This window comes from Ruegeria discodermiae (assembly GCF_030758345.1).
Lineage (GTDB): Bacteria > Pseudomonadota > Alphaproteobacteria > Rhodobacterales > Rhodobacteraceae > Ruegeria_C.
Genome location: NZ_JAVAMO010000010.1, coordinates 12,642 through 31,709, shown reverse-complemented (window position 1 = coordinate 31,709; position 19,068 = coordinate 12,642). Strand labels below are relative to the sequence as shown.

Here is a 19,068-nt window from a genome sequence, read left to right as displayed (position 1 = left end):
ACCTGTGACGCCGCGCCGTCTCCTAACGTCCCTTATTTTCCCCGGATCAGCCCAATCGCCGCCCCAAAGAACTGCGACTTTGATCCTGTCGAACACGCGGTGCCGGACCGGCCCCGCAAGCAGGATCAGGAGGGACAGGGTTGAAGATCAAGGGACGCAATACAACCTTAAAGATCACCGCCGTGTCTGCTCAGAAGGTTCAACTGCCCTGGACCCGTGGCGCACGCCGCGCCCAGATGATCGCGCGCCGCGCTCAAAGCGGCCTTGAGAGGCGCGGTAGCAGTTGAGCGGTACGCAATACGGGTGAGCCTGATTGGCTCACCTCTGGAACCCGGTGCCGGACGCTGCCCCTGACCGGCCGGGGACAAGAGCCCGCCTCGCCCAATGGCGAGGCGGGTTTGGGCAGCAAAGAAGACCGGGAGTAAGACATCCTCCCGCTACGAAACGGTGCCATTGGGGGGTCAATGGGATCGTGAGCCGGATGGGCGCAGACTGGGGAACGCGGTGTAAAAACCACGCGGCCGGAAGGTAATTTTGGGGGCAAAAACAATTAAAACCGAGTCGCTCTGACTCGTTGTCTGGGGCCAACACAGAGCTGACATGTATGAAGAAGGTTGAATAGGTATGACTATCCCCCACTCGCTAGCACGAGCGGCGCGGAATGCTGTCGAAACCGGCAAACTGCTAGAGGATCCGGCCAAGCTGCAAAGCCGGTCCAAACCACAATTGCGGCGCTATGAGGTGAGCACGCTAATCGGCAAGAACGAGATTGCCCAGACACGCCATATCGCTCCGGCGCTGCCGCTGTTCGAAGAGGCGTTCTGCGCCTTCTCCCGTGGCTCGCTGGTGGAAACGGATATGGGGCCGCTGGCGATCGAGGATTTGCTGCCGGGTGACCGCCTGGTCGTGCAGGACGGATCGGCGCAGGAACTGCTCTGGAAGGGATCGACCACGCTGATCCCCGGTCGACCCGACCTGAAAGGGCGCGCGCAGAGCCTGACCCGAATCATGGCCGACAGCTTTGGCATGCAGCGCCCGATGTCGGGGGTGATCGTCGGGCCATCGGCCCGGTTGCTGGCCACGCCCGGACATCTGCGAAGTCTATGTGCCGGAGATCAGATTCTGACGCCGATCAAGGAATTCGTGGATGGCATGAACGTGGTCGAAACCGCGCCGCCAACGCCGGTCGAGGTGTTTCATCTGTGCCTCAGACGCCATTCAGTGATCAAGGTGGACGGGCTGCAGTTCGAAACCTATCACCCCGGCATCCATGCGGTGCGGGTCATGAGCCACGCGATGAGGTCTCTCTATCTGAACCTCTTCGCGCATATCGAGAAGCTCACCGATTTCGGGCCGCAGATACTGCCGCGTGCCGGAGATGGTGAATATGACGCGATCGGCGTCTGAGGTCTGACATGAAACTGATGCTACTATGGATGATCAGCGTTTTCATCAGCGCCTTTCTGCCCTCAACCGTGACCACTAAGGAGCAGATTGCACTCAAGCGCTCCGGCTCAGGCGGTCTTCGAGCACGTCGAAGGGCACTCCGGGCTCATCCTTCGCGCCGCGAATGACAAGCGAGGTCTTGACGCTGGCCACGTTGGTGGTGGACAGCAATTCGCCGGTCAGAAAGCTCTGAAAACTGCTCAGGTCCGGCGCGACGCATTTCAGGATGAAATCGACCTCGCCATTGAGCATGTGGCACTCGCGCACCAGCGGCCAATTGCGGCAAGTCTCTTCAAAGGCCGACAGTTCAACTTCGGCCTGGCTTTCCAGCCCGACCATGGCAAAGACCTGCACCTCGAACCCCAGCTCGCGGGCGTTCACATCGGCATGGTATCCATGGATATAGCCCGCTTCTTCCAGTGAGCGGACGCGGCGCAGGCAGGGCGGCGCGGAAATGCCGACCCTTTTGGCCAGTTCCACATTGGTCATCCGGCCATCTGCCTGCAATTCTGCCAGTATTTTCCTGTCGATCGGATCGAGTCGGGTCGCGACCATGAAATTCTCCGCTCATTTTTGCGGTTGTTATATCAGCCGCACCGGGATGAGCAATAATATTTCATCGTAGCGCAATTATGTTAATCACAATGACCAATCGGGCGTGCTTGCATCGCATATCACTAGCGCTGGGCTGTATCAGATAAGGGGTTTAAGCTGCGGTTGCGCGTCGCTATATGCATCCTCCGAAGATGGCGCTCCCGCCATCCGTCAAAACGGGGTTCCCATGGCCGAGACACGTCACACCAAGGTTCTTATCATCGGATCCGGGCCGGCGGGCTATACCGCCGCCGTTTATGCCAGTCGCGCCATGCTGGAGCCGATCCTGGTGCAGGGCATCGAACCGGGCGGTCAGCTGACCACCACCACCGAGGTCGAGAACTGGCCCGGCGATACAGAGGTTCAGGGTCCCGACCTGATGGTCCGGATGCAGGACCATGCCAAAGCCATGGGCTGCGAGGTGATCGGCGACATCATCAGCGATCTCGACCTGTCCAAACGCCCCTTCACCGCCAAGGGCGACAGCGGCACGGTTTATACCGCCGATGCGGTCATTCTGGCCACCGGCGCGCGCGCCAAGTGGCTGGGACTCCCTTCGGAGGAGAAGTTCAAGGGCTTTGGCGTCTCGGCCTGCGCCACCTGTGACGGGTTCTTTTATCGCGGGCAGGAAATCGTGGTGATCGGCGGCGGCAACACCGCCGTGGAAGAGGCGCTGTTCCTGACCAATTTCGCCAGCAAGGTCACGCTGATCCACCGCCGCGACGAGTTGCGCGCCGAAAAGATCCTGCAGGATCGCCTGTTCAAGAACGAAAAGATCGAACCACTCTGGTTCCACCAGTTGGAAGAAGTGACCGGGACCGACACGCCGCTGGGCGTCGAAGGTGTGAAGGTCAGGAACGTCAAAACCGGCGAAATCTCCGAAATCCCCTGCAAAGGCGTTTTTGTCGCTATCGGCCATGCGCCGGCAAACGAGTTGGTGATTGATCAGCTCGACACCCATATGGGCGGCTATGTCGTCACCAAACCCGGCACCACCGAAACCTCTCTGCCCGGCGTCTTTGCGGCGGGTGATCTGACCGACCATGTCTATCGCCAGGCGGTGACCAGCGCCGGGATGGGCTGTATGGCGGCGTTGGATGCCGAACGCTTCCTGGCCGAGCAGGAATGATCCCCTTCACCGGGACCGTCTGGCGCATGACCTTTGAGGGTCAGGATGCGCGGGTCCCGGTCACCTCGCCCGAGGGGCGGTTTCACCATTCGGGGCAGGTGGCGATCTACAGTTCGCTCACCGCTGAGGGTACCGCCATCGCGATCCGCCGCTACATGTCGCCCGAGGATGCGCCGCGCCAGATCCAACCGCTGCAGATAGATGCGGCGCGCGTGGCCGATCTGCGGGGCAATCGCGACGCCTCTGTGATCTGGCAGGACATCCGCGCCACCGGCGCGCCATCGCCCACCTGGGCGTTTTCGGACGCGGCCCGAGCAAATGGCGCGCAGGCAATGCTCTACTCCTCGCGCTCACGCCCGGACCTCAGCCATCTGGTGATCTTCGATCCCCAGATCGCACGAGCACATCCCGATGCCGCTGCGCAACCCTGGCCCAAGGATACCTGCAACAGCACGCGGCTGTGACTTGACCCCACTGCCCGAGCGCCCCACTCTGGCCCCTCGAAACCGAAAGGAACGCGCGTGGCCAACGTGTTGTGGCAAGGAAGCTGGCTGGTACGGGCGCGGATCATCTCGGGCCTGATCCTGTTCGCCTATGCCCTATTCCATTTCCTCAATATCGGTATGGGCCTTATATCGGTCGAGGCAATGGATGCGTTTCAGGCGGGGCGGCATGCCATCACCCGCAACCCGATCGGGTCGACCCTGCTCTATGGCGCGTTCCTGATCCATATCGGGATCGCGCTTTATGATCTTGCCACACGCCGCACAGTGCGCATGTCGTGGCCACATGCACTGCAGGTTATTCTTGGCCTGCTGATCCCGTTGCAGCTGCTATCGCATCTGGCCTTCACGCGCTTTGCGCATGAGGTTTTCGATGTCAATGACAAGATGAGCTATCTGATCGTGCTGATGTGGAACAACCCTTCGGTCTGGTATCAATCGCTGTTGTTGCTGCTGGTCTGGGTGCATGGTTGCATGGGTTTGCATTTCTGGTTGCGATTGACGCACTGGTGGCAACACGCCGTTCCCTATCTGATCGGACTTGCGGTGCTTGTCCCAGCTTTTGCCTTTGCCGGGCTGCTGACTGAGGGGCGCAACATGTGGGCGGCCTTTGGCGACCCCGAATTGCGCGACATAGCAATCGAGTATTTCAACTGGCCTGATGAGGCCGCATTCCAGCAGCTTTTTGCAGCCAAAAACCTGGCCCAGAACATCTTCTGGGCGCTGCTAGCCGTCACAGCTATCGTGTATCTCACACGTAAATTGCTGCGCAGACGGCGATCGGTAAAGGTCAGCTATGTCGACGGCCCCGAAATCACCTCCGAACGCGGCATGACTCTGCTGGAGATGTCGAGGGCAAACAACATCCCCCATACCGCGCTCTGCGGCGGCAAGGGGCGCTGCACCACGTGCCGGGTGGTGATCGAGGAGGGTGCCGATCTGCTGCATCCCCCGAGCGAGGCGGAAGCGCGTAGCCTTCAGGCCGTGGGCGCAACAGCCAATACGCGCCTGGCCTGCCAGATCCGGCCTGTCGACCCGTTGACGGTCCACCGGGTCTTCCGCCCTCAGGGCGGGCGCACCCGCGCCCATGCCAGTCAGGGGCAAGAACGCCAGCTTGCCATCCTGTTCCTGGACATGCGCGGTTTCACCTCCCGCACTGCCGGGCAGCTGCCCTATGACGTGGTGTTTTTCCTCAACCGCTTTTTTGACGCGATAGTACCGGCAGTTACCGAGGCGGGCGGCAACGTGGACAAATATATGGGGGATGGTTTCCTGGCGGTGTTCGAAAGCGCTACCGCTGAGGACTCGGCCCGTGCGGGGCTGCGCGCCGCCGAAGGCGCAGGCAAGGCTCTGGAGGCCTTCAACCAATCGCTTGCGGATCACAACGACCGCACAGTTCAGATTGGCATGGCGCTGCATCTGGGCAATGTGGTTCTGGGTGAGATCGGAACCACCGAGAACGCGCCGCGCACGATCATCGGGGATGCCGTGAACGCCACCAGCCGATTGCAGGCGGAAACCAAGAGAATGGGCGTCGAGCTGATCGTTTCAGCGCCTTTGCTGAATGCAGCAGGGTATTCGGGTGATGATATCGCGCTGCACCCGTTCAAGCTGCGTGGTGTTTCCGAACCGATCCGGGGCCTGCCGGTGGTCACCGCGTCGCAGCTGACCATCGCGCTGGCACCGTTGAAAAAAGGGGCGTATCTCGGCTGACCCTTGCGGGCGCGATTGGGAACATATGGTATACAACCCGCCATATGAGCAGGAATCTGTTCCAAATTGCGGTTTTTCCGCACATCTCCTCCTTCAATTGTTCTCAATCTCTGGACTTCCGAAACAAGACCGGGCAAGTGCGCGGCAGTGTCCATCAAACCCGAAATTACGGATTGATCAGAGAGTATTCGAATGACCATGCTTGCCAATCTCGCTCCGATCCCGGAGCTGTATGTTTCCTACGATTCTGCCCAAAAACTCAAAGTCGAGGCTGCGGATCTGACCAGCCACGATCTGACCCCGCGCCAGATCTGCGATCTGGAATTGCTGATGAACGGTGGGTTTAACCCGCTCAAGGGATTTCTGGGCGAGACCGACTATAACGGCGTGGTCGAAAACATGCGTCTGGCGGACGGCTCGCTCTGGCCTATGCCGGTCACACTGGATGTGTCCGGAGAGTTCGCCGATAGCATTGAACTGGGTCAGGACATCGCCCTGCGCGATCAGGAAGGTGTGATTCTGGCGACCATGACGGTGACCGACCGCTGGACGCCGGACAAATCCAACGAGGCCGAGAAAGTATTTGGCGCCGACGATCAGGCCCATCCGGCGGTGAACTATCTGCATAACGTGGCTGGCAAGGTCTATCTGGGCGGGCCCGTCACGGGGATCCAGCAGCCGGTGCATTATGATTTCCGTGCCCGCCGCGACACCCCGAACGAGCTGCGCGCCTATTTCCGCAAAGTGGGCTGGCGTCGGGTCGTGGCCTTCCAGACCCGCAACCCGCTGCACCGCGCGCATCAGGAACTGACTTTCCGCGCCGCCAAAGAGGCGCAGGCCAACCTGCTGATCCACCCGGTCGTGGGCATGACCAAACCGGGCGATGTTGACCACTTCACCCGTGTGCGCTGCTATGAGGCGGTGTTGGACAAATACCCGGCCGCCACCACCTCCATGTCGCTGCTGAACCTTGCGATGCGCATGGCCGGTCCGCGCGAGGCGGTCTGGCATGGGATCATCCGGAAAAACCACGGCTGCACCCATTTCATCGTTGGTCGCGACCACGCGGGCCCTGGCAAGAACTCTGCCGGTGAGGATTTCTATGGCCCCTATGATGCGCAGGACCTGTTCCGCGAACACCAAGACGAGATCGGCATCGAAATGGTCGATTTCAAACACATGGTCTATGTGCAGGAGCGTGCGCAATACGAGCCCAATGACGAGATCGCCGATAAGGACAACGTCACGATCCTGAATATCAGCGGCACCGAACTGCGCCGCCGTCTGCGGGAAGGGCTGGAGATCCCGGAATGGTTCTCCTTTCCCGAGGTGGTGGACCAGCTGCGCGGCCGCTACCCGCCACGTTCGAAACAGGGTTTCACCGTTTTCTTCACTGGCTTCTCCGGTTCGGGCAAATCCACCATCGCCAACGCTTTGATGGTCAAGCTGATGGAGATGGGTGACCGCCCGGTCACGCTGTTGGACGGTGACATCGTGCGGAAAAACCTCAGCTCCGAGCTTGGCTTCTCGAAAGAGCACCGCGACCTGAACATCCGCCGCATCGGTTATGTGGCCAGCGAGATCACTAAGAATGGCGGTATCGCCATCTGCGCGCCGATTGCGCCTTATGCCACCACTCGCCGGGCCGTGCGCGAGGATATCGAAGCCTTCGGTGCCTTTGTCGAAGTGCATGTTGCCACCTCGATCGAGGAATGCGAACGCCGCGACCGAAAGGGGCTCTATAAGCTGGCGCGTGAAGGCAAGATCAAGGAGTTCACCGGCATCTCGGACCCCTATGACGTTCCCGCAGACCCTGAGCTGAGCGTGGAAACCGAGAATGTCGATGTCGACAATTGCGCCCATCAGGTGCTGCTGAAACTGGAAAGCATGGGCCTGATCGCAGGCTGATCACTAAACCAGCTGAAACGGAAGGCCCGCCAATTGGCGGGCATTTTCATTTTCTGGATGCCTATTAATGGATTGTTTTTTATAGAAACATTTTCTTTTCAAAAATGCGGCCTCAATTTTCTTTGACCTCAATGTGATCCACTTCTTCGGGCGGGGACGTAACAGACCCATATTCACACAGGGAGAGACCAATGTTCAGACGCCACTTCATCGCCACCCTTAGTGCCGCCGCAATCGCAGCAACCAGCATGACCGCAGCCTTTGCGGCAGGCCAGAAAGACATCGTCGATACCGCTGTCGAGGCGGGTTCCTTCGGCACACTGGTCGCCGCCGTTCAGGCAGCCGATCTGGTGGGCACGCTGAAAAGCGACGGGCCTTTCACCGTCTTTGCCCCGACCGACGAAGCCTTTGCAGCGCTTCCCGAAGGCACCGTGGAAAACCTGCTGAAGCCCGAAAACAAGGATCAGCTTGTGGCGGTTCTGGCCTATCACGTGGTGCCCGCCAAAGTGATGTCGGGCGACATTGCCGGCAAGCGCGCCAAGGTCCTGACGGTTCAGGGCGACCGCCTGGCCGTCAACGCCCGCAATGGGGTCAAGGTCAATAACGCCAAGGTCGTCACCGCTGATGTCGAGGCCTCAAACGGCGTGATCCACGTGATCGACACGGTTCTAATCCCGGAATAAACACCGCCTGTCATCCGGTCCCGCCGCGTGGTGGGACCGGCCAGTCAACCGGAGGCCGCGATTTCCTTTTCGATCACTTTCGCCGCCCGCAGATCGATATCTGCATAAGTCTGCAACGGGTCCTTGAGCGACCGGATCGCAGATAAGCGACGCTGATAATCTTCCTCGGACATAGTCTGCACCGCCGCACGCACCTCGTCGCGCGTTTCGCAGATGATTATCCCCTCAGGATCGATGAAGTCGCCAATATTCGGGCAGCCCCAATAGATCGGCACGGTCTCACAAAATACCGCATCCAGCAGCTTCTCCGAGAAATAGTTCTTTTCGCGCACATTCTCGATCACGATGGAATAGCGGTAAGGCGCCAATCCGTCGGATTTCTTGTCAAACGGCATATAGCCACGCCCCAGAACATCCACATCCTGCCCCGTCTCGCGCACCCAATCGACCATCTCATGTCGTAGCTGATGCCCCGCCGTGTCGCGCTTGGCCGAGGCGATCAGCGAGCAGGGTTTCGTCTTTTCGATCTTCAGATCGCGCCATTCGGTCACCCAGGTTGTGCCATAGGGGAAAAAGACGCAATTTGGGATCGCACCCACTAACGCCTCGTGAAAACTCAGCACCCGATAAAACCGCCGCCACGTCCATTTCAGCAGTTTGATATGCTTGGCATGGATCACCGAGGGCTCGCCCATCATCAGCGATATCCGCGCCCTGGTGCCTCGGCGCAGCACATAATGATGCGAGGTTTTGGGATACATGATCAGGTGATCGGTGCACTCCAGATCACCCACACGCTTGCCCAACAGGCGGTCCGGGCAGCCCAGCGGCCAGGTCAGGTCCGACAGCGGCATCTGTGCCAGATTCGGCCCCAACGAGGTGCCATAAGGCAGGATCGCGATGCCCGGTGCGTCGCTCATGCCGCGTCCTCGGGCATGTTGACCTGCCCCTCCATCAGCACAAAGCCCTGGCCCGAGACGCGAATCCCGGTCATGGCCTCACGCGGCCCAACCCGCGTCACCCGCGCCTGGCCGGGTCGCCCCATGCCGTGGCCCTGCTCGGCGATGAAACTGTCCTTGTCCATCAGCCCGTGATGCCAGAGATACGCCGCCATCGCGCCGGTGGCCGATCCGGTGAACGGGTCCTCGGCCGGGCTGGGCGGGGCCAGAAGAAGCCGGGAATAGGTATCACCCTTATCAGTCGCGCCGCCCAGCGTGACCATGAATGGCTCCATCATGTCGGTGCCGTCATAGCCCAGAAAATCCGTCATGCTGCGAAACGCATCGATATTCAGCACTGCCCGCTCCAGCGCCGCGCGATCCCGCAGGAGGGTGACGCAGAAGGGCAGACCGGTCGAAACCATCTGTGGCTGGCCAACAATGTCGCTGACGTTCAGCCCAATTGCGTTTACCACGATATCTGTCGGAACCTCGACCCCGATTTCGGGCGCAACCTGCGTCATCTCGATCTGGTCGCCGTCAATATGCACCGGCACAATCCCTGCACCGGTCTCAAGAATCAGCTTGTCGCCCGTGATCAGGCCGCGCGCGCGCAGCGCCGCCACGGTCGCGATGGTCGGGTGACCGGCAAAGGGAATCTCGCGGCTGGCCAGAAAATAGCGAACCCGGATATCGGCTGTGTCAGAGGGGCCGGTAAAGGTGCATTCCATCAGCGATGTCTCGCGCACGAAGCGCATGCAGGTCTCATCAGACAGCCCTGCGCCCTGATGCACCACGGCGCACCCATTGCCGCCAAAGGCGCGGTCGGTAAACGCATCAACCCAATCGAAATCGAACCTGCTCATCTCGTATCCCCTGACTTTGGCGGGCCGTCAGGGTGACATCTATCTCCGGTTCTGTCCGGCTTGTCACGCGGGAAGTTGCCCGGCCCGCGCGGCAAAAGCGTCAGTGAACGGTCACTGGCATATAGTCGTTTTCACGTGCCAGCACGAAGGCCAGCTTGCGGTCCGCCACCAGTGCCAGTTGCTGGCCCGAGGCGTCGTGAACCGCATAGATCTGCTCCAGATCACCGGCTTGCGAGCGCAGCTTATCCGGCAAATCAGCCACATCGACCGCTTTCACATAAACGATCCGGTCCGCGTCATTCTTCATCTCAAACGGTGTATTCATCGCTTACCCTTTCTTTATGTTGATCCTCTGCACCACGGTATCCGGGATCGCGCGGGTCAGATCGACATGCAGCAACCCGTTTTCCATGATGGCCTCACCGACCTCCACGCCGTCAGCCAGCACAAACATGCGCTGAAACTGTCGCGCCGCGATGCCGCGATGCAGAAACACGCGCCCCTCGCTGTCATCGCGTTGACGGCCGCGTATGACCAGTTGGCGGTCCTCGACGGTAATCGCCAGATCCTCTTCCGCAAACCCGGCCACGGCCAGGGTGATGCGATAGGAATGATCCGAGGTTTGTTCAATATTATAGGGCGGATAGCCTTCGTTACCCGATTTCGCCGAGCGTTCCAGCAGGCGTTCCAATTGCTCGAACCCAAGCAGATGCGGGTAAGACGCAAGCGTTGTTTTTGACACGTCCAATCGTCCTTTTTCTGTCAAAGCGACGGTGCGCGCGATCCCGTTCCGGCAACCGCGCATAAGACAATATGGGGAGAAACCTTGCCCACCACAAGGTCTAGGCGAAATCATCGTGAACGCGTATTCTAGGGTACAGGCAAGATCCAACAAAGACCCGAGTCACTCATGAACGCTCCTACCGACCTCTCGATGAAAACCGACGATGTGCTGCGTGTCGAACTGGAGGTATTTCGCCGCCAGCACCGTGACCTGGACGAGGCGATCCATGCGCTCGTGGACAAGGGGACGGCGGATCAGCTGACGATCAAGCGGCTGAAAAAGCAGAAATTGCGCCTCAAGGACATGATTGCCCTGATCGAGGATCGGCTGACGCCGGATATCATTGCCTGACCCTTGGGCGGGGGTGCGGGCCGGTCAGACCACCTCGTAACATTTGCAGTCCAGCCCTTTGGGCGTGCGGTAGGTCACGAACCCCATCGCGTCGTAATAGGCCCGCCCCACCGCGTTATCCGCGCCGATACTGGCATCGATCTTGCTGAGACCCCGCTTTTGCGCGACCTCCCGCGTGACGGCGAACAAGGCTGCGCCGACACCCCGCCGGGCCGCGTTGGGACTGACATGGGTTCCGATAACGCCCCAGCCGGGCTGGACGTCAAACTCGTTTCCCTCGACCGCCAGTTTCAACGCCTGAAACCCCAGAAGTGTCCCGCCTTCGTCAACTGCAACCCCGCACCACAACTTGTCGGGATGGGTGATGTAATTGTCACGCGCGAAATCAAGCGTAGCGGGTCGCGTGCGCAGCCGCGCTGCAACCAGTTCCTGCAATATGCGATGGATGCCCGCGGCATCCTCGATCCCGGCTTCTCTGATCTGCATTCTCCCCCTCCTCCCTGTTCGTCATCCGGTTTGATCACGACCTGCCCTGCCCCGCAAGCCCGACGCGCGCATCCGCATTGCCAGCCGCAGCGATTTGGCTATAGTGCGCGCTCTTTCCAAAGCCGGGGTTCGAGCGGATGGGCGACATCAAAGTGGGGATCATCATGGGCAGCCAGTCGGACTGGCCCACGATGAAAGAGGCAGCCGATATTCTTGACGCGCTCGACGTGGCTTACGAGGCGCGCATCGTCTCGGCCCATCGCACGCCGGATCGACTCTGGGAGTATGGCAAAACCGCCGTAGATCGCGGGTTGCACGTGATCGTCGCGGGCGCAGGGGGCGCCGCTCATCTGCCGGGCATGATGGCATCAAAGACCCGCGTGCCGGTGATCGGCGTGCCGGTTCAGACTCGCGCGCTCGCAGGCGTCGACTCGCTCTATTCCATCGTGCAGATGCCCAAGGGCTTTCCGGTGGCGACCATGGCAATCGGATCAGCCGGGGCGGCCAATGCCGGGCTGATGGCTGCCGGTATCCTCGCGCTGCAAGATGACACGCTGGCAGGGCGGCTCGACGCCTGGCGCAACGCCCTTTCCGCGTCAATCCCGGAAGAGCCGCAGGGATGAGCCGCATCGGGTTCATCGGAACCGGGCATATTGCAGCTCCAATGGTGCGCTTTCTAGCTGCCAAGGGACATGACATTGCGGTAACGGAACGCAACAAACGCATTTCGGCCGACCTCAAAGCCGATCTGGATGTCACGGTGGGATCGCCGCAGACGGTCATTGATACCACCGACATCGTGTTTCTGTGCCTGCGTCCGCAAATGGCGCCAAATATCCTTGAACTACTGACTTTTCGCCCGGATCAAAAGATCGTTTCCGTTATGGCAGCGATCTCAACCGATCAGCTTTGCAGCCTGTGCGCTCCGGCGTCGGATTTCGTCCGGACCATTCCTTTGGGCTTCATTCAGCAGGGCGGATGCCCGCTAGCCGCATTTGGCGATGACGCGCTTTTGGCTGACCTGTTTGAACCGGAAAACCCGGTGGTCAGAGTCGCAGATGAAGCGGCATTGAACGCACATTTCGCTGTCTGTGCAATGATCCCCGGCATTCTGGACCTGATGGCAACAGGTTCAGACTGGCTGACCCAGAAAACCGGCGATGCAGACGCAGCCGAGTTTTACACCACGCAGCTCCTGTCTGGATTTCTGGCAACGATGCCCGCTGACCGAGAAGGCCGACTCGCCGAAGAACGCGACGCGCTGGCGACAGAAGGCACACTCAGCCTGCAGATGACACAAGCCCTGAAAGCAGGCAAAGCGCATGCAGCCCTACTTGCGGCGTTGACCAAAATTTGCAAACGGTTGGAGACATAGCAATGACAGACACGCTAAACCGGGGCGCACGGATTGGTATTCTGGGTGGTGGCCAGTTGGGCCGGATGCTGTCAGTTGCAGCGGCGCGGTTAGGTTTTGTCACGCATATTTATGAACCCGGCGCAAACCCACCTGCAGGCCATGTTGCCCATGCCGTCACAACCGCCTCCTATGAAGATGAGGCCGCGCTCACCGCTTTTGCCCAATCGGTCGACGTGATCACCTATGAATTCGAGAACATACCGACACAGGCGCTCGACCTGCTCGAAGCACATCGCCCGATCCACCCCGGGCGCGAGGCGCTGCGGATCAGCCAGGACCGGCTCACCGAAAAACACTTTCTGCGCGATCTCGGTCTGCAAACCGCGCCTTTTGCTGATATCACCGATCTGGCTGGCCTGCAGGCTGCAATTGCCGAGATCGGTACACCCGCAATCCTGAAAACCCGCCGCTTCGGCTATGACGGCAAGGGGCAGGCCCGCCTGAAAACCCCCGCCGATGCCGAGGTGGCGCTGGCCGACATGGCAGGGGCACCCGCCATTCTGGAAGGGTTTGTGGACTTCTCGCACGAGGTCTCGATCATTGCCGCACGCGGGCTCGACGGTCAGGTCGCCTGTTTCGACCCGGGTGAGAACGTGCATGAGGCAGGTATCCTGCGCACCACAACGGTCCCCGCCCGACTGACCTCCGCGCAGAAAACCGATGCCGTGCTACTGACCGCCAATATCCTGAATCGTCTGGATTATGTCGGCGTGATGGGGGTGGAGCTGTTTGTAACGCCGCAAGGCCTGATCGTGAACGAGATCGCCCCACGCGTACACAATTCCGGCCATTGGACGCAAAACGGCTGCACTGTAGACCAGTTCGAACAGCATATCCGCGCGGTCGCTGGCTGGCCGCTGGGTGACGGGCAACGCTATGCGGATGTGGTGATGGAAAACCTGATCGGTGACGATATGGACCGGGTTCCTGCACTGGCGCAAGAACGGGACGTAGCGCTGCATCTCTATGGCAAGGCCGAGGTCAAGCCGGGTCGCAAGATGGGCCATGTCAATCGCATCACTCGCGCCACCTGACGCCCGAAAATCACAGATTTTCGACGTGGCGGCGACGGCCCGCCGGGCCCGAGCCGCCGCGTCCGCGCTACCTCAGCAGCCGCTCGGCAATGGCACCATTCATATAACTCACGCGCCCGCCTGCAAGTGTCAGCGCCACCCGATGGCTCTCGGCCTCCAGCACCACTAGATCGGCGCGCTTGCCCGGCGCAAGCGCGCCCCGGTCCTCCAGTCCCAGCACCCGCGCCGGTCCTGATGAGATCAGATCCCAGGAAGAAGCAAAGTCCAACACACCACTGCGCGCCAGCATCAGTGCCGCCCGGCGTGGGCTGGGATAGTGATAATCCGAGGCGATGGCTTCACACAGCCCCATCGAGATCAGATCCAGCGCGCTGGCATTGCCTTTATGCGACCCGCCCCGCACTACATTCGGGGCCCCCAGGATAACCGGATCACCTGCCGCCTTGGCCGCCTCGGCGGCCTCGATGGTTTCGGGAAACTCGGCAATCCGCGCCCCCCGCGCGCGCCAGTCCGCGCGGTCCTGTGCGCTCTGATCGTCATGGCTGCCCAGCACAACGCCCTGCGCCCGCAAAATCTCACATATGCGATCCAGCGCGGCGGGAACTTTGGCTCCGTTCTCGTGCAACTGCTGCAGCAGAGCCAGATGTGCCTCGGGGTTGCGCCGCGCTTTCAAGGCCTGCCCGGTCAGGCGCGGCGGTGTGCGACCCGCAGCCAGCCGATCATGCGGCAGGTGGTCGTTGAACACCAGATAAGACACGCCCCAATCCGCCAGACGCTCCGGCAGAGCGTCATAATCCTCCAGCATATGCGTTTCGAACCGCAGTTGCGGCAGCAGATCGGTCACGACACGCGCGCGCATTCTGGCGATGGCGGCAAAGACCTGCGCCGCGTAATCCGGGCCGCGCACGCCGCCCTCCCAGCTCCAGAATTGCGCCATGACAGCGGTGGTGATGCCGTTGGCGGCCAGTTCGGCCTCGGTGGCGATCACCCCTTCGTCCATCTGCTTCATCGCGCCGCGCCTTGGGGCCAGGTGCCGCTCGAACCCGTCGCCATGCAGATCGACGATACCGGGCAGCACCAGATAGCCATCCAGATTTACCTTGCGGCCCGCGCCCTCCGAGATCACCCCGTCGGCAATGGAAACTTCAGCCTCAACCAGCCCCTGCCCCGGCAACAGCACCTGGGCTCCGGTAAATGTCAGTTCCAGGCTCATTCGCGCGGCGCCTCCTCATCGGCGCCGCAATCCTGCCCGTCGCAGCCTTCCTTGACCGGCCCGATCAGCGAATCGATCCAGGTCAGATCAGGGTCGAACCGGCCATACTTCAGGAAATGCTCGGTCTCTCTGATGACCAGCGGATTGTTCATCATGAACGTATGGGTGACCGGCAGCACGATGTGATCGTCCATCCCCGCCACAGCGGTCGAAGCCACCGACACCTTGCCATCATCCGGCCCGTCGATCATCGCCGAAAAGACGGGGTTCAGAGAGTTCCTACCAGCGATCACCCCAAGCTCGAAATTCACCGGCGGCAGGCTCAGCGGCACGCTGTCAGATCCGGTGCCCAGCGAAAGACCCGCGGGCCCGTGCAGCAGGCCGAAAACCTCAAAATCGCCCAACTCATCGACCAGTTGGCTGCCCTGATTGGGCGGCCCCAGCATGACAACACGGCCCATATTCTCAGGCTTGTGATCCTGCATCCAGTAGCGGATCAGGATACCCCCCATGCTATGGGCCACAAAGTTCACTTTCTGATCGCCGCAGGCCTCGATCGCGGGGGGCAGCGTTTGCGCGGCCAATTGGTCAATCGGCAGATCGGTCGAGGGGTAACCCGGCGCAACCGTGTCATATCCCGCCAGTTCCAGCGCCTGTTGCATGACGGTCAGCGACACCTCGGTCCGGGCCAGCCCGTGCAGCAGGATGACACATTCGGCCAATGCCGGCGCAGGCAGGATCAGCAACAGGAAAGACAGGATACGCATGGCAGCGGGATACCTTCAATCCGTGCCGGGATAAACCCTCAGCGCCGCGCGCCGGGCAGGACCGCAAGGGCGATGCCACCCAACACCAGCGCCGTGCCCAGAACCAGCGAAAGGCTGCCCACCTCGCCCAGCAGCAACACGCCCGCCACCAGCGCGATCACCGGCACGCTCAACTGCACCGTCGCCGCCACAGCCGGGCTGAGCTGTGGGACCAACCGGTACCAGAGCGCATAGCCCATGCCCGATGTCACCGCCCCGGAAAGGCAGGCCAGCGCCAGCCCGGTAAGCGTCATGTTCAATGCCGGGCCAACCACCCAGATCGCAGCCGCAGTCAACGGCAGGGCGACCACGAAATTGGCGGCGGTGGCCTTTAGCGCGTCCGGAGCGGAGCGACCCGCAAGCGTATAAGCGGCCCAGCCAAGCCCGGCCAGGGCCATCAGGGCAGCGCCACCGGCATCCACCTGCGCGCCACCAGACGGCCAGAGCACATAGGCCAGCCCCGCAAAGGCAATCGCCGCGCCCAGAATCTGTTTCGGCGAGGGTCGTGCGCCGCGCAACGCACCAAAGGCAAACATCGCGATCTGCACAACACCAAACAGGATCAGCGCGCCCAGCCCGGCATCCAACGTCAGATAGGCCATCGAGAACCCAACCATGTAGATAGTCAGCGACAGCGCGCCCACCACGCGGCCCGAGCCCGTCAACGGCACCCGCCCCCCCCGCGCCAGCACAAGAAGGCACAGGAACACCGCCCCGGCCAAGACGCGGACCACAGCAAAAGAGCCGGGATCAGCCGCGTCGCTGCCCACGGCCAGCCGGTTCAGGATCGAGTTGGCGGCAAAGGCCACCATGGTGAGACAGATGAGCAAAATCAGGCGCATACCTGCCCATATCCGCTGTGCCGCGCCTTGAACACTCAATTCCGCGTATGCGCCGGATCGGGTGCAGTCATGACCTCGCGCGCCGCACTCCGCCCAGTCGGGACGGAATGCGACCGTCGATGAACAGCAGGCCCAGCCCGATCACCCCGGCCCCGATCAGATCGCGGGCCGTCACAGCCTCGTCCAGCAAGGCCCAGCCCAGCAGGATCGCGGTTACGGGGATCAGCAGGGTAACCAGCATCACATTGCTTGGACCAGCGCTCGCAAGAATGCGGAAAAACACCAGATAGGCCAGCGCCGTGCCCAACACCGCCAATGCAACCATCGCATAGAGAACCCCGTCAGAGGGCATGGCAAGCGTCCAGGGCCGATCGATCAGCGTCACAACAGGCAACAGAATCGCTGTCGAACACATCAACTGGCAAGTGGCGGATTTGAGCGGCGGAACATTCGCCAGCCTGCGACGCGCCCAGAGTGCGGCAAACCCGTAGCTCATCGCGCCCGCCATGCAGAGCGCGATACCCAGTATCTGCCCCCCTTGCAGCGCCGCGCCGCCACCGTTCAGAACGCCAACGCCTCCGACACCCATCAACACACCGATCAAGCGGAACCGGGTCAGACGCTCTTCACCGAATCCGGCCATGACCAGGACGGTGAATAGCGGTGTCATCGAGTTGATGATGGCGGACAGACCCACGCCGATCTGTGTCTGACCAGCGAAGATGAAACCGAACGGCAGCACGTTGTTGAGCAGCCCCATGCCCAGAAACGGCACCCAGCCAGAGAGGCTGCGCGGCAGGCGGTGACCGGCCCAGAACAAGAGCGGCAGCAGGGCAAGTGCGGCAAGCCCGACCCGGATCAGCACAACGGTCAGTGGCGGCAACTCTTTTACCGCGACCCCGGCCCAGAAGAAGGTCGCCCCCCACAGGATCGACAGAAAAACAAGCAGACCCCAGTCCTGCACATCCATTGATTTGGCTACTGGTCCCATCGCCCGGCTCCTTGGTTTTGACAAGCCAGCGATGACATGCGCGCGCGCAGGAGACGATCCGTTTCCTGCGCATTGCGCCTAGCGCTTTTGAAAGAGTGGTGGGCTCGGCGAGCGAAAGCCCGAGCCTTAATGGCCGCCCGTCAGAACCAGCGTATTGACCGGCATCAGGATCAGCCGCAACCGCAGCCCCGCCGCGTGCACCACGCCGATCGCATCCACCACATGCAAGAACGCCTTGTGCCAGAAGCCCAGATTCTCATCCTCTAGCTTGTGATGGTTGTCGGTATAGACATTGGCCAGACAGGTGCTGCCCGGTGGAATGTGGTCGGCCACACCTTCATAGAGCGGCTCCAGATAGACCAGGATCGAGCCGGGAACCTGGTTTCTTGCCGGATCACGCAACTCGTCGCTGGGGCGGATCTGACCCGAGGGGATGACATCCTGCACTCCGACGACGACGACCGGAATGACCTTGAACGGGCGGGTCATGCAGCCGATCTCGCCGATCATGCCGGGCTTAATAACCTGCGCCGCCATCTGATTGAATCCGGCCTCAAACCGGTCGCGCCCGGAAAAGGACGGCACCAGAATGCCAGCGGGGCGCAAGAGCGGGCTGACATAGTCGCCGACCTGCAGGCCGAACTGTTCGACTGTACCGGTGACACCGGCCAGAATGAGCGTCTTTTCAAGTTCGGTATTGGCGGCATCTAGCTGTGCAATCGCACTTGCCATCTGCGCCGGGATCAACTCCTGAATCTGTTGTTCAACTGCTGCCTTCTGTGCCTGCGCCGCAACCACCTGCGCCTCGCGCTCGGCGACAAGGTTTTCCAGCCGTTCGACCTCGGCCAGTCGAACCGCGCTGGAGCCTTCGTCGCGCAGGGTTTCATTGCGCTCAAGATCCTCGACCGCTTGCGCAAGCGAGGCACGCGCGCCTGCAATGCCCGCATCAGCCTCTGCCAGATCGGTTTCGGCAACCTTCATTGAGGCCTGAACTTCGGCGATCTTGGCATTGGCGGCCTGCACCTGCGCCTGCTGTGTGTAATCCTCAAGCCTGAAAATCGGCTGCCCGGCGGTCACCAGTTCGTTGTTCTTGACGAAGACCTCGGAGACGCGCCCGCCCAACTGGGGCAGAATGGTCACCGTGCGGAAATACGAGGCCACGCTGGAGCTGGCCGGATGAAAGTAGAACAAGGTGGTGATCACCGTCAGGGCCAGGATCGCGCAGGCGGTCAAACCCCAGCGCAACTCGTACCACATGGTGAACAAGGTGATCTCATGGCCGATCCGCTTGCCCTGAAAATAACGGCGGAACAGGTAGTCGGGCAGCACCGTGATCAGGGCGCACATCATTGTTTCCAGCATGG

Annotated in this window: 21 protein-coding genes; 10 read left to right on the top strand and 11 right to left on the bottom strand. The window is 61.1% G+C overall.

All coding sequences use genetic code 11. The features are described from left to right. Window positions 1-624 precede the first annotated feature (624 nt). On the top strand, window positions 625-1,407 hold the full coding sequence (locus Q5Y75_RS18595; protein WP_306200356.1) for a Hint domain-containing protein: 783 nt from the start codon (window positions 625-627) through the stop codon (window positions 1,405-1,407). Window positions 1,408-1,500: 93 nt separating this feature from the next. Here the strand turns inward: Q5Y75_RS18595 and Q5Y75_RS18590 are convergent, their stop codons facing one another. After that, window positions 1,501-2,001: an Lrp/AsnC family transcriptional regulator gene (locus tag Q5Y75_RS18590; RefSeq protein ID WP_306200354.1), complete on the bottom strand. Its 501-nt coding sequence runs from the start codon at window positions 1,999-2,001 to the stop codon at window positions 1,501-1,503. Between the two features lie 226 nt (window positions 2,002-2,227). Between Q5Y75_RS18590 and trxB the strand changes: the two genes are divergently transcribed. From trxB to Q5Y75_RS18565, 5 genes are all read left to right on the top strand, one after another. Continuing rightward, entirely contained in the window at window positions 2,228-3,169 is a 942-nt protein-coding gene (gene trxB, locus Q5Y75_RS18585; protein WP_306200352.1) for a thioredoxin-disulfide reductase, read from the top strand. Continuing rightward, the gene (locus Q5Y75_RS18580) at window positions 3,166-3,633 is read left to right on the top strand and encodes an RES family NAD+ phosphorylase (protein ID WP_306200349.1); all 468 of its coding nucleotides are present in this window, start codon (window positions 3,166-3,168) and stop codon (window positions 3,631-3,633) included. The genes trxB and Q5Y75_RS18580 overlap by 4 nt, the downstream gene beginning before the upstream one ends. 57 nt (window positions 3,634-3,690) lie before the next feature. Beyond that, window positions 3,691-5,385: an adenylate/guanylate cyclase domain-containing protein gene (locus tag Q5Y75_RS18575; protein ID WP_306200347.1), complete on the top strand. Its 1,695-nt coding sequence runs from the start codon at window positions 3,691-3,693 to the stop codon at window positions 5,383-5,385. A 192-nt stretch (window positions 5,386-5,577) separates the two neighbouring features. Next, window positions 5,578-7,293 (top strand): bifunctional sulfate adenylyltransferase/adenylylsulfate kinase, encoded by a 1,716-nt coding sequence (locus tag Q5Y75_RS18570; protein ID WP_306200346.1) that lies wholly within the window; start codon window positions 5,578-5,580, stop codon window positions 7,291-7,293. A gap of 191 nt (window positions 7,294-7,484) precedes the next feature. Further along, window positions 7,485-7,976, top strand: a complete 492-nt coding sequence (locus Q5Y75_RS18565; RefSeq protein WP_306200344.1) for a fasciclin domain-containing protein — start codon at window positions 7,485-7,487, stop codon at window positions 7,974-7,976. Between the two features lie 44 nt (window positions 7,977-8,020). Here Q5Y75_RS18565 and Q5Y75_RS18560 read toward each other — a convergent pair whose 3' ends face one another. The 4 genes from Q5Y75_RS18560 to Q5Y75_RS18545 form a co-directional block, all read right to left on the bottom strand. Continuing rightward, window positions 8,021-8,896 (bottom strand): glycosyltransferase family 10, encoded by an 876-nt coding sequence (locus Q5Y75_RS18560; RefSeq protein WP_306200342.1) that lies wholly within the window; start codon window positions 8,894-8,896, stop codon window positions 8,021-8,023. Then, a complete protein-coding gene (locus Q5Y75_RS18555; protein ID WP_306200340.1) occupies window positions 8,893-9,780 on the bottom strand; it encodes a PhzF family protein in 888 nt (295 codons plus the stop codon). Before Q5Y75_RS18555 ends, Q5Y75_RS18560 begins: the two co-directional genes overlap by 4 nt. A gap of 100 nt (window positions 9,781-9,880) precedes the next feature. Continuing rightward, a complete protein-coding gene (locus Q5Y75_RS18550) occupies window positions 9,881-10,105 on the bottom strand; it encodes a DUF1150 family protein (RefSeq protein ID WP_306200338.1) in 225 nt (74 codons plus the stop codon). Window positions 10,106-10,108: 3 nt separating this feature from the next. After that, the gene (locus tag Q5Y75_RS18545) at window positions 10,109-10,522 is read right to left on the bottom strand and encodes an Hsp20 family protein (protein ID WP_306200336.1); all 414 of its coding nucleotides are present in this window, start codon (window positions 10,520-10,522) and stop codon (window positions 10,109-10,111) included. 168 nt (window positions 10,523-10,690) lie between these two features. Between Q5Y75_RS18545 and Q5Y75_RS18540 the strand changes: the two genes are divergently transcribed. After that, complete coding sequence (locus Q5Y75_RS18540) at window positions 10,691-10,915, top strand: YdcH family protein (protein WP_249708120.1); 225 nt, start codon at window positions 10,691-10,693, stop codon at window positions 10,913-10,915. 24 nt (window positions 10,916-10,939) lie between these two features. Here the strand turns inward: Q5Y75_RS18540 and Q5Y75_RS18535 are convergent, their stop codons facing one another. Next, on the bottom strand, window positions 10,940-11,401 hold the full coding sequence (locus Q5Y75_RS18535) for a GNAT family N-acetyltransferase (protein ID WP_306200333.1): 462 nt from the start codon (window positions 11,399-11,401) through the stop codon (window positions 10,940-10,942). A gap of 137 nt (window positions 11,402-11,538) precedes the next feature. Between Q5Y75_RS18535 and purE the strand changes: the two genes are divergently transcribed. Genes purE through Q5Y75_RS18520 form a run of 3 tightly spaced genes read left to right on the top strand, consistent with a single transcriptional unit; the run spans window position 11,539 to window position 13,852 of the window. After that, the gene (gene purE / locus Q5Y75_RS18530) at window positions 11,539-12,024 is read left to right on the top strand and encodes a 5-(carboxyamino)imidazole ribonucleotide mutase (protein ID WP_306200331.1); all 486 of its coding nucleotides are present in this window, start codon (window positions 11,539-11,541) and stop codon (window positions 12,022-12,024) included. After that, the gene (locus Q5Y75_RS18525; protein WP_306200329.1) at window positions 12,021-12,776 is read left to right on the top strand and encodes an NAD(P)-binding domain-containing protein; all 756 of its coding nucleotides are present in this window, start codon (window positions 12,021-12,023) and stop codon (window positions 12,774-12,776) included. Before purE ends, Q5Y75_RS18525 begins: the two co-directional genes overlap by 4 nt. Window positions 12,777-12,778: 2 nt before the next feature. Continuing rightward, window positions 12,779-13,852, top strand: coding sequence for a 5-(carboxyamino)imidazole ribonucleotide synthase (locus Q5Y75_RS18520; protein ID WP_306200327.1), 1,074 nt, complete (start codon window positions 12,779-12,781; stop codon window positions 13,850-13,852). Between the two features lie 67 nt (window positions 13,853-13,919). On the opposite strand, the gene Q5Y75_RS18515 is transcribed toward Q5Y75_RS18520, so the two are convergent. The 5 genes from Q5Y75_RS18515 to Q5Y75_RS18495 all read right to left on the bottom strand — a co-directional run bounded on the left by Q5Y75_RS18515 (window position 13,920) and on the right by Q5Y75_RS18495 (window position 19,066). After that, window positions 13,920-15,065 carry an alpha-D-ribose 1-methylphosphonate 5-triphosphate diphosphatase gene (locus tag Q5Y75_RS18515; RefSeq protein ID WP_306200326.1) on the bottom strand — a complete coding sequence of 382 codons (1,146 nt, stop codon included), beginning with the start codon at window positions 15,063-15,065 and terminating at the stop codon, window positions 13,920-13,922. Beyond that, window positions 15,062-15,832: an esterase/lipase family protein gene (locus Q5Y75_RS18510; protein ID WP_306200324.1), complete on the bottom strand. Its 771-nt coding sequence runs from the start codon at window positions 15,830-15,832 to the stop codon at window positions 15,062-15,064. Before Q5Y75_RS18510 ends, Q5Y75_RS18515 begins: the two co-directional genes overlap by 4 nt. A 38-nt stretch (window positions 15,833-15,870) precedes the next feature. After that, window positions 15,871-16,713, bottom strand: coding sequence for a DMT family transporter (locus tag Q5Y75_RS18505; RefSeq protein ID WP_306200322.1), 843 nt, complete (start codon window positions 16,711-16,713; stop codon window positions 15,871-15,873). 67 nt (window positions 16,714-16,780) lie between these two features. Further along, entirely contained in the window at window positions 16,781-17,704 is a 924-nt protein-coding gene (locus Q5Y75_RS18500; RefSeq protein WP_306200320.1) for a DMT family transporter, read from the bottom strand. Between the two features lie 126 nt (window positions 17,705-17,830). Continuing rightward, entirely contained in the window at window positions 17,831-19,066 is a 1,236-nt protein-coding gene (locus Q5Y75_RS18495; RefSeq protein ID WP_306200318.1) for an HlyD family secretion protein, read from the bottom strand. Window positions 19,067-19,068 lie beyond the last annotated feature (2 nt).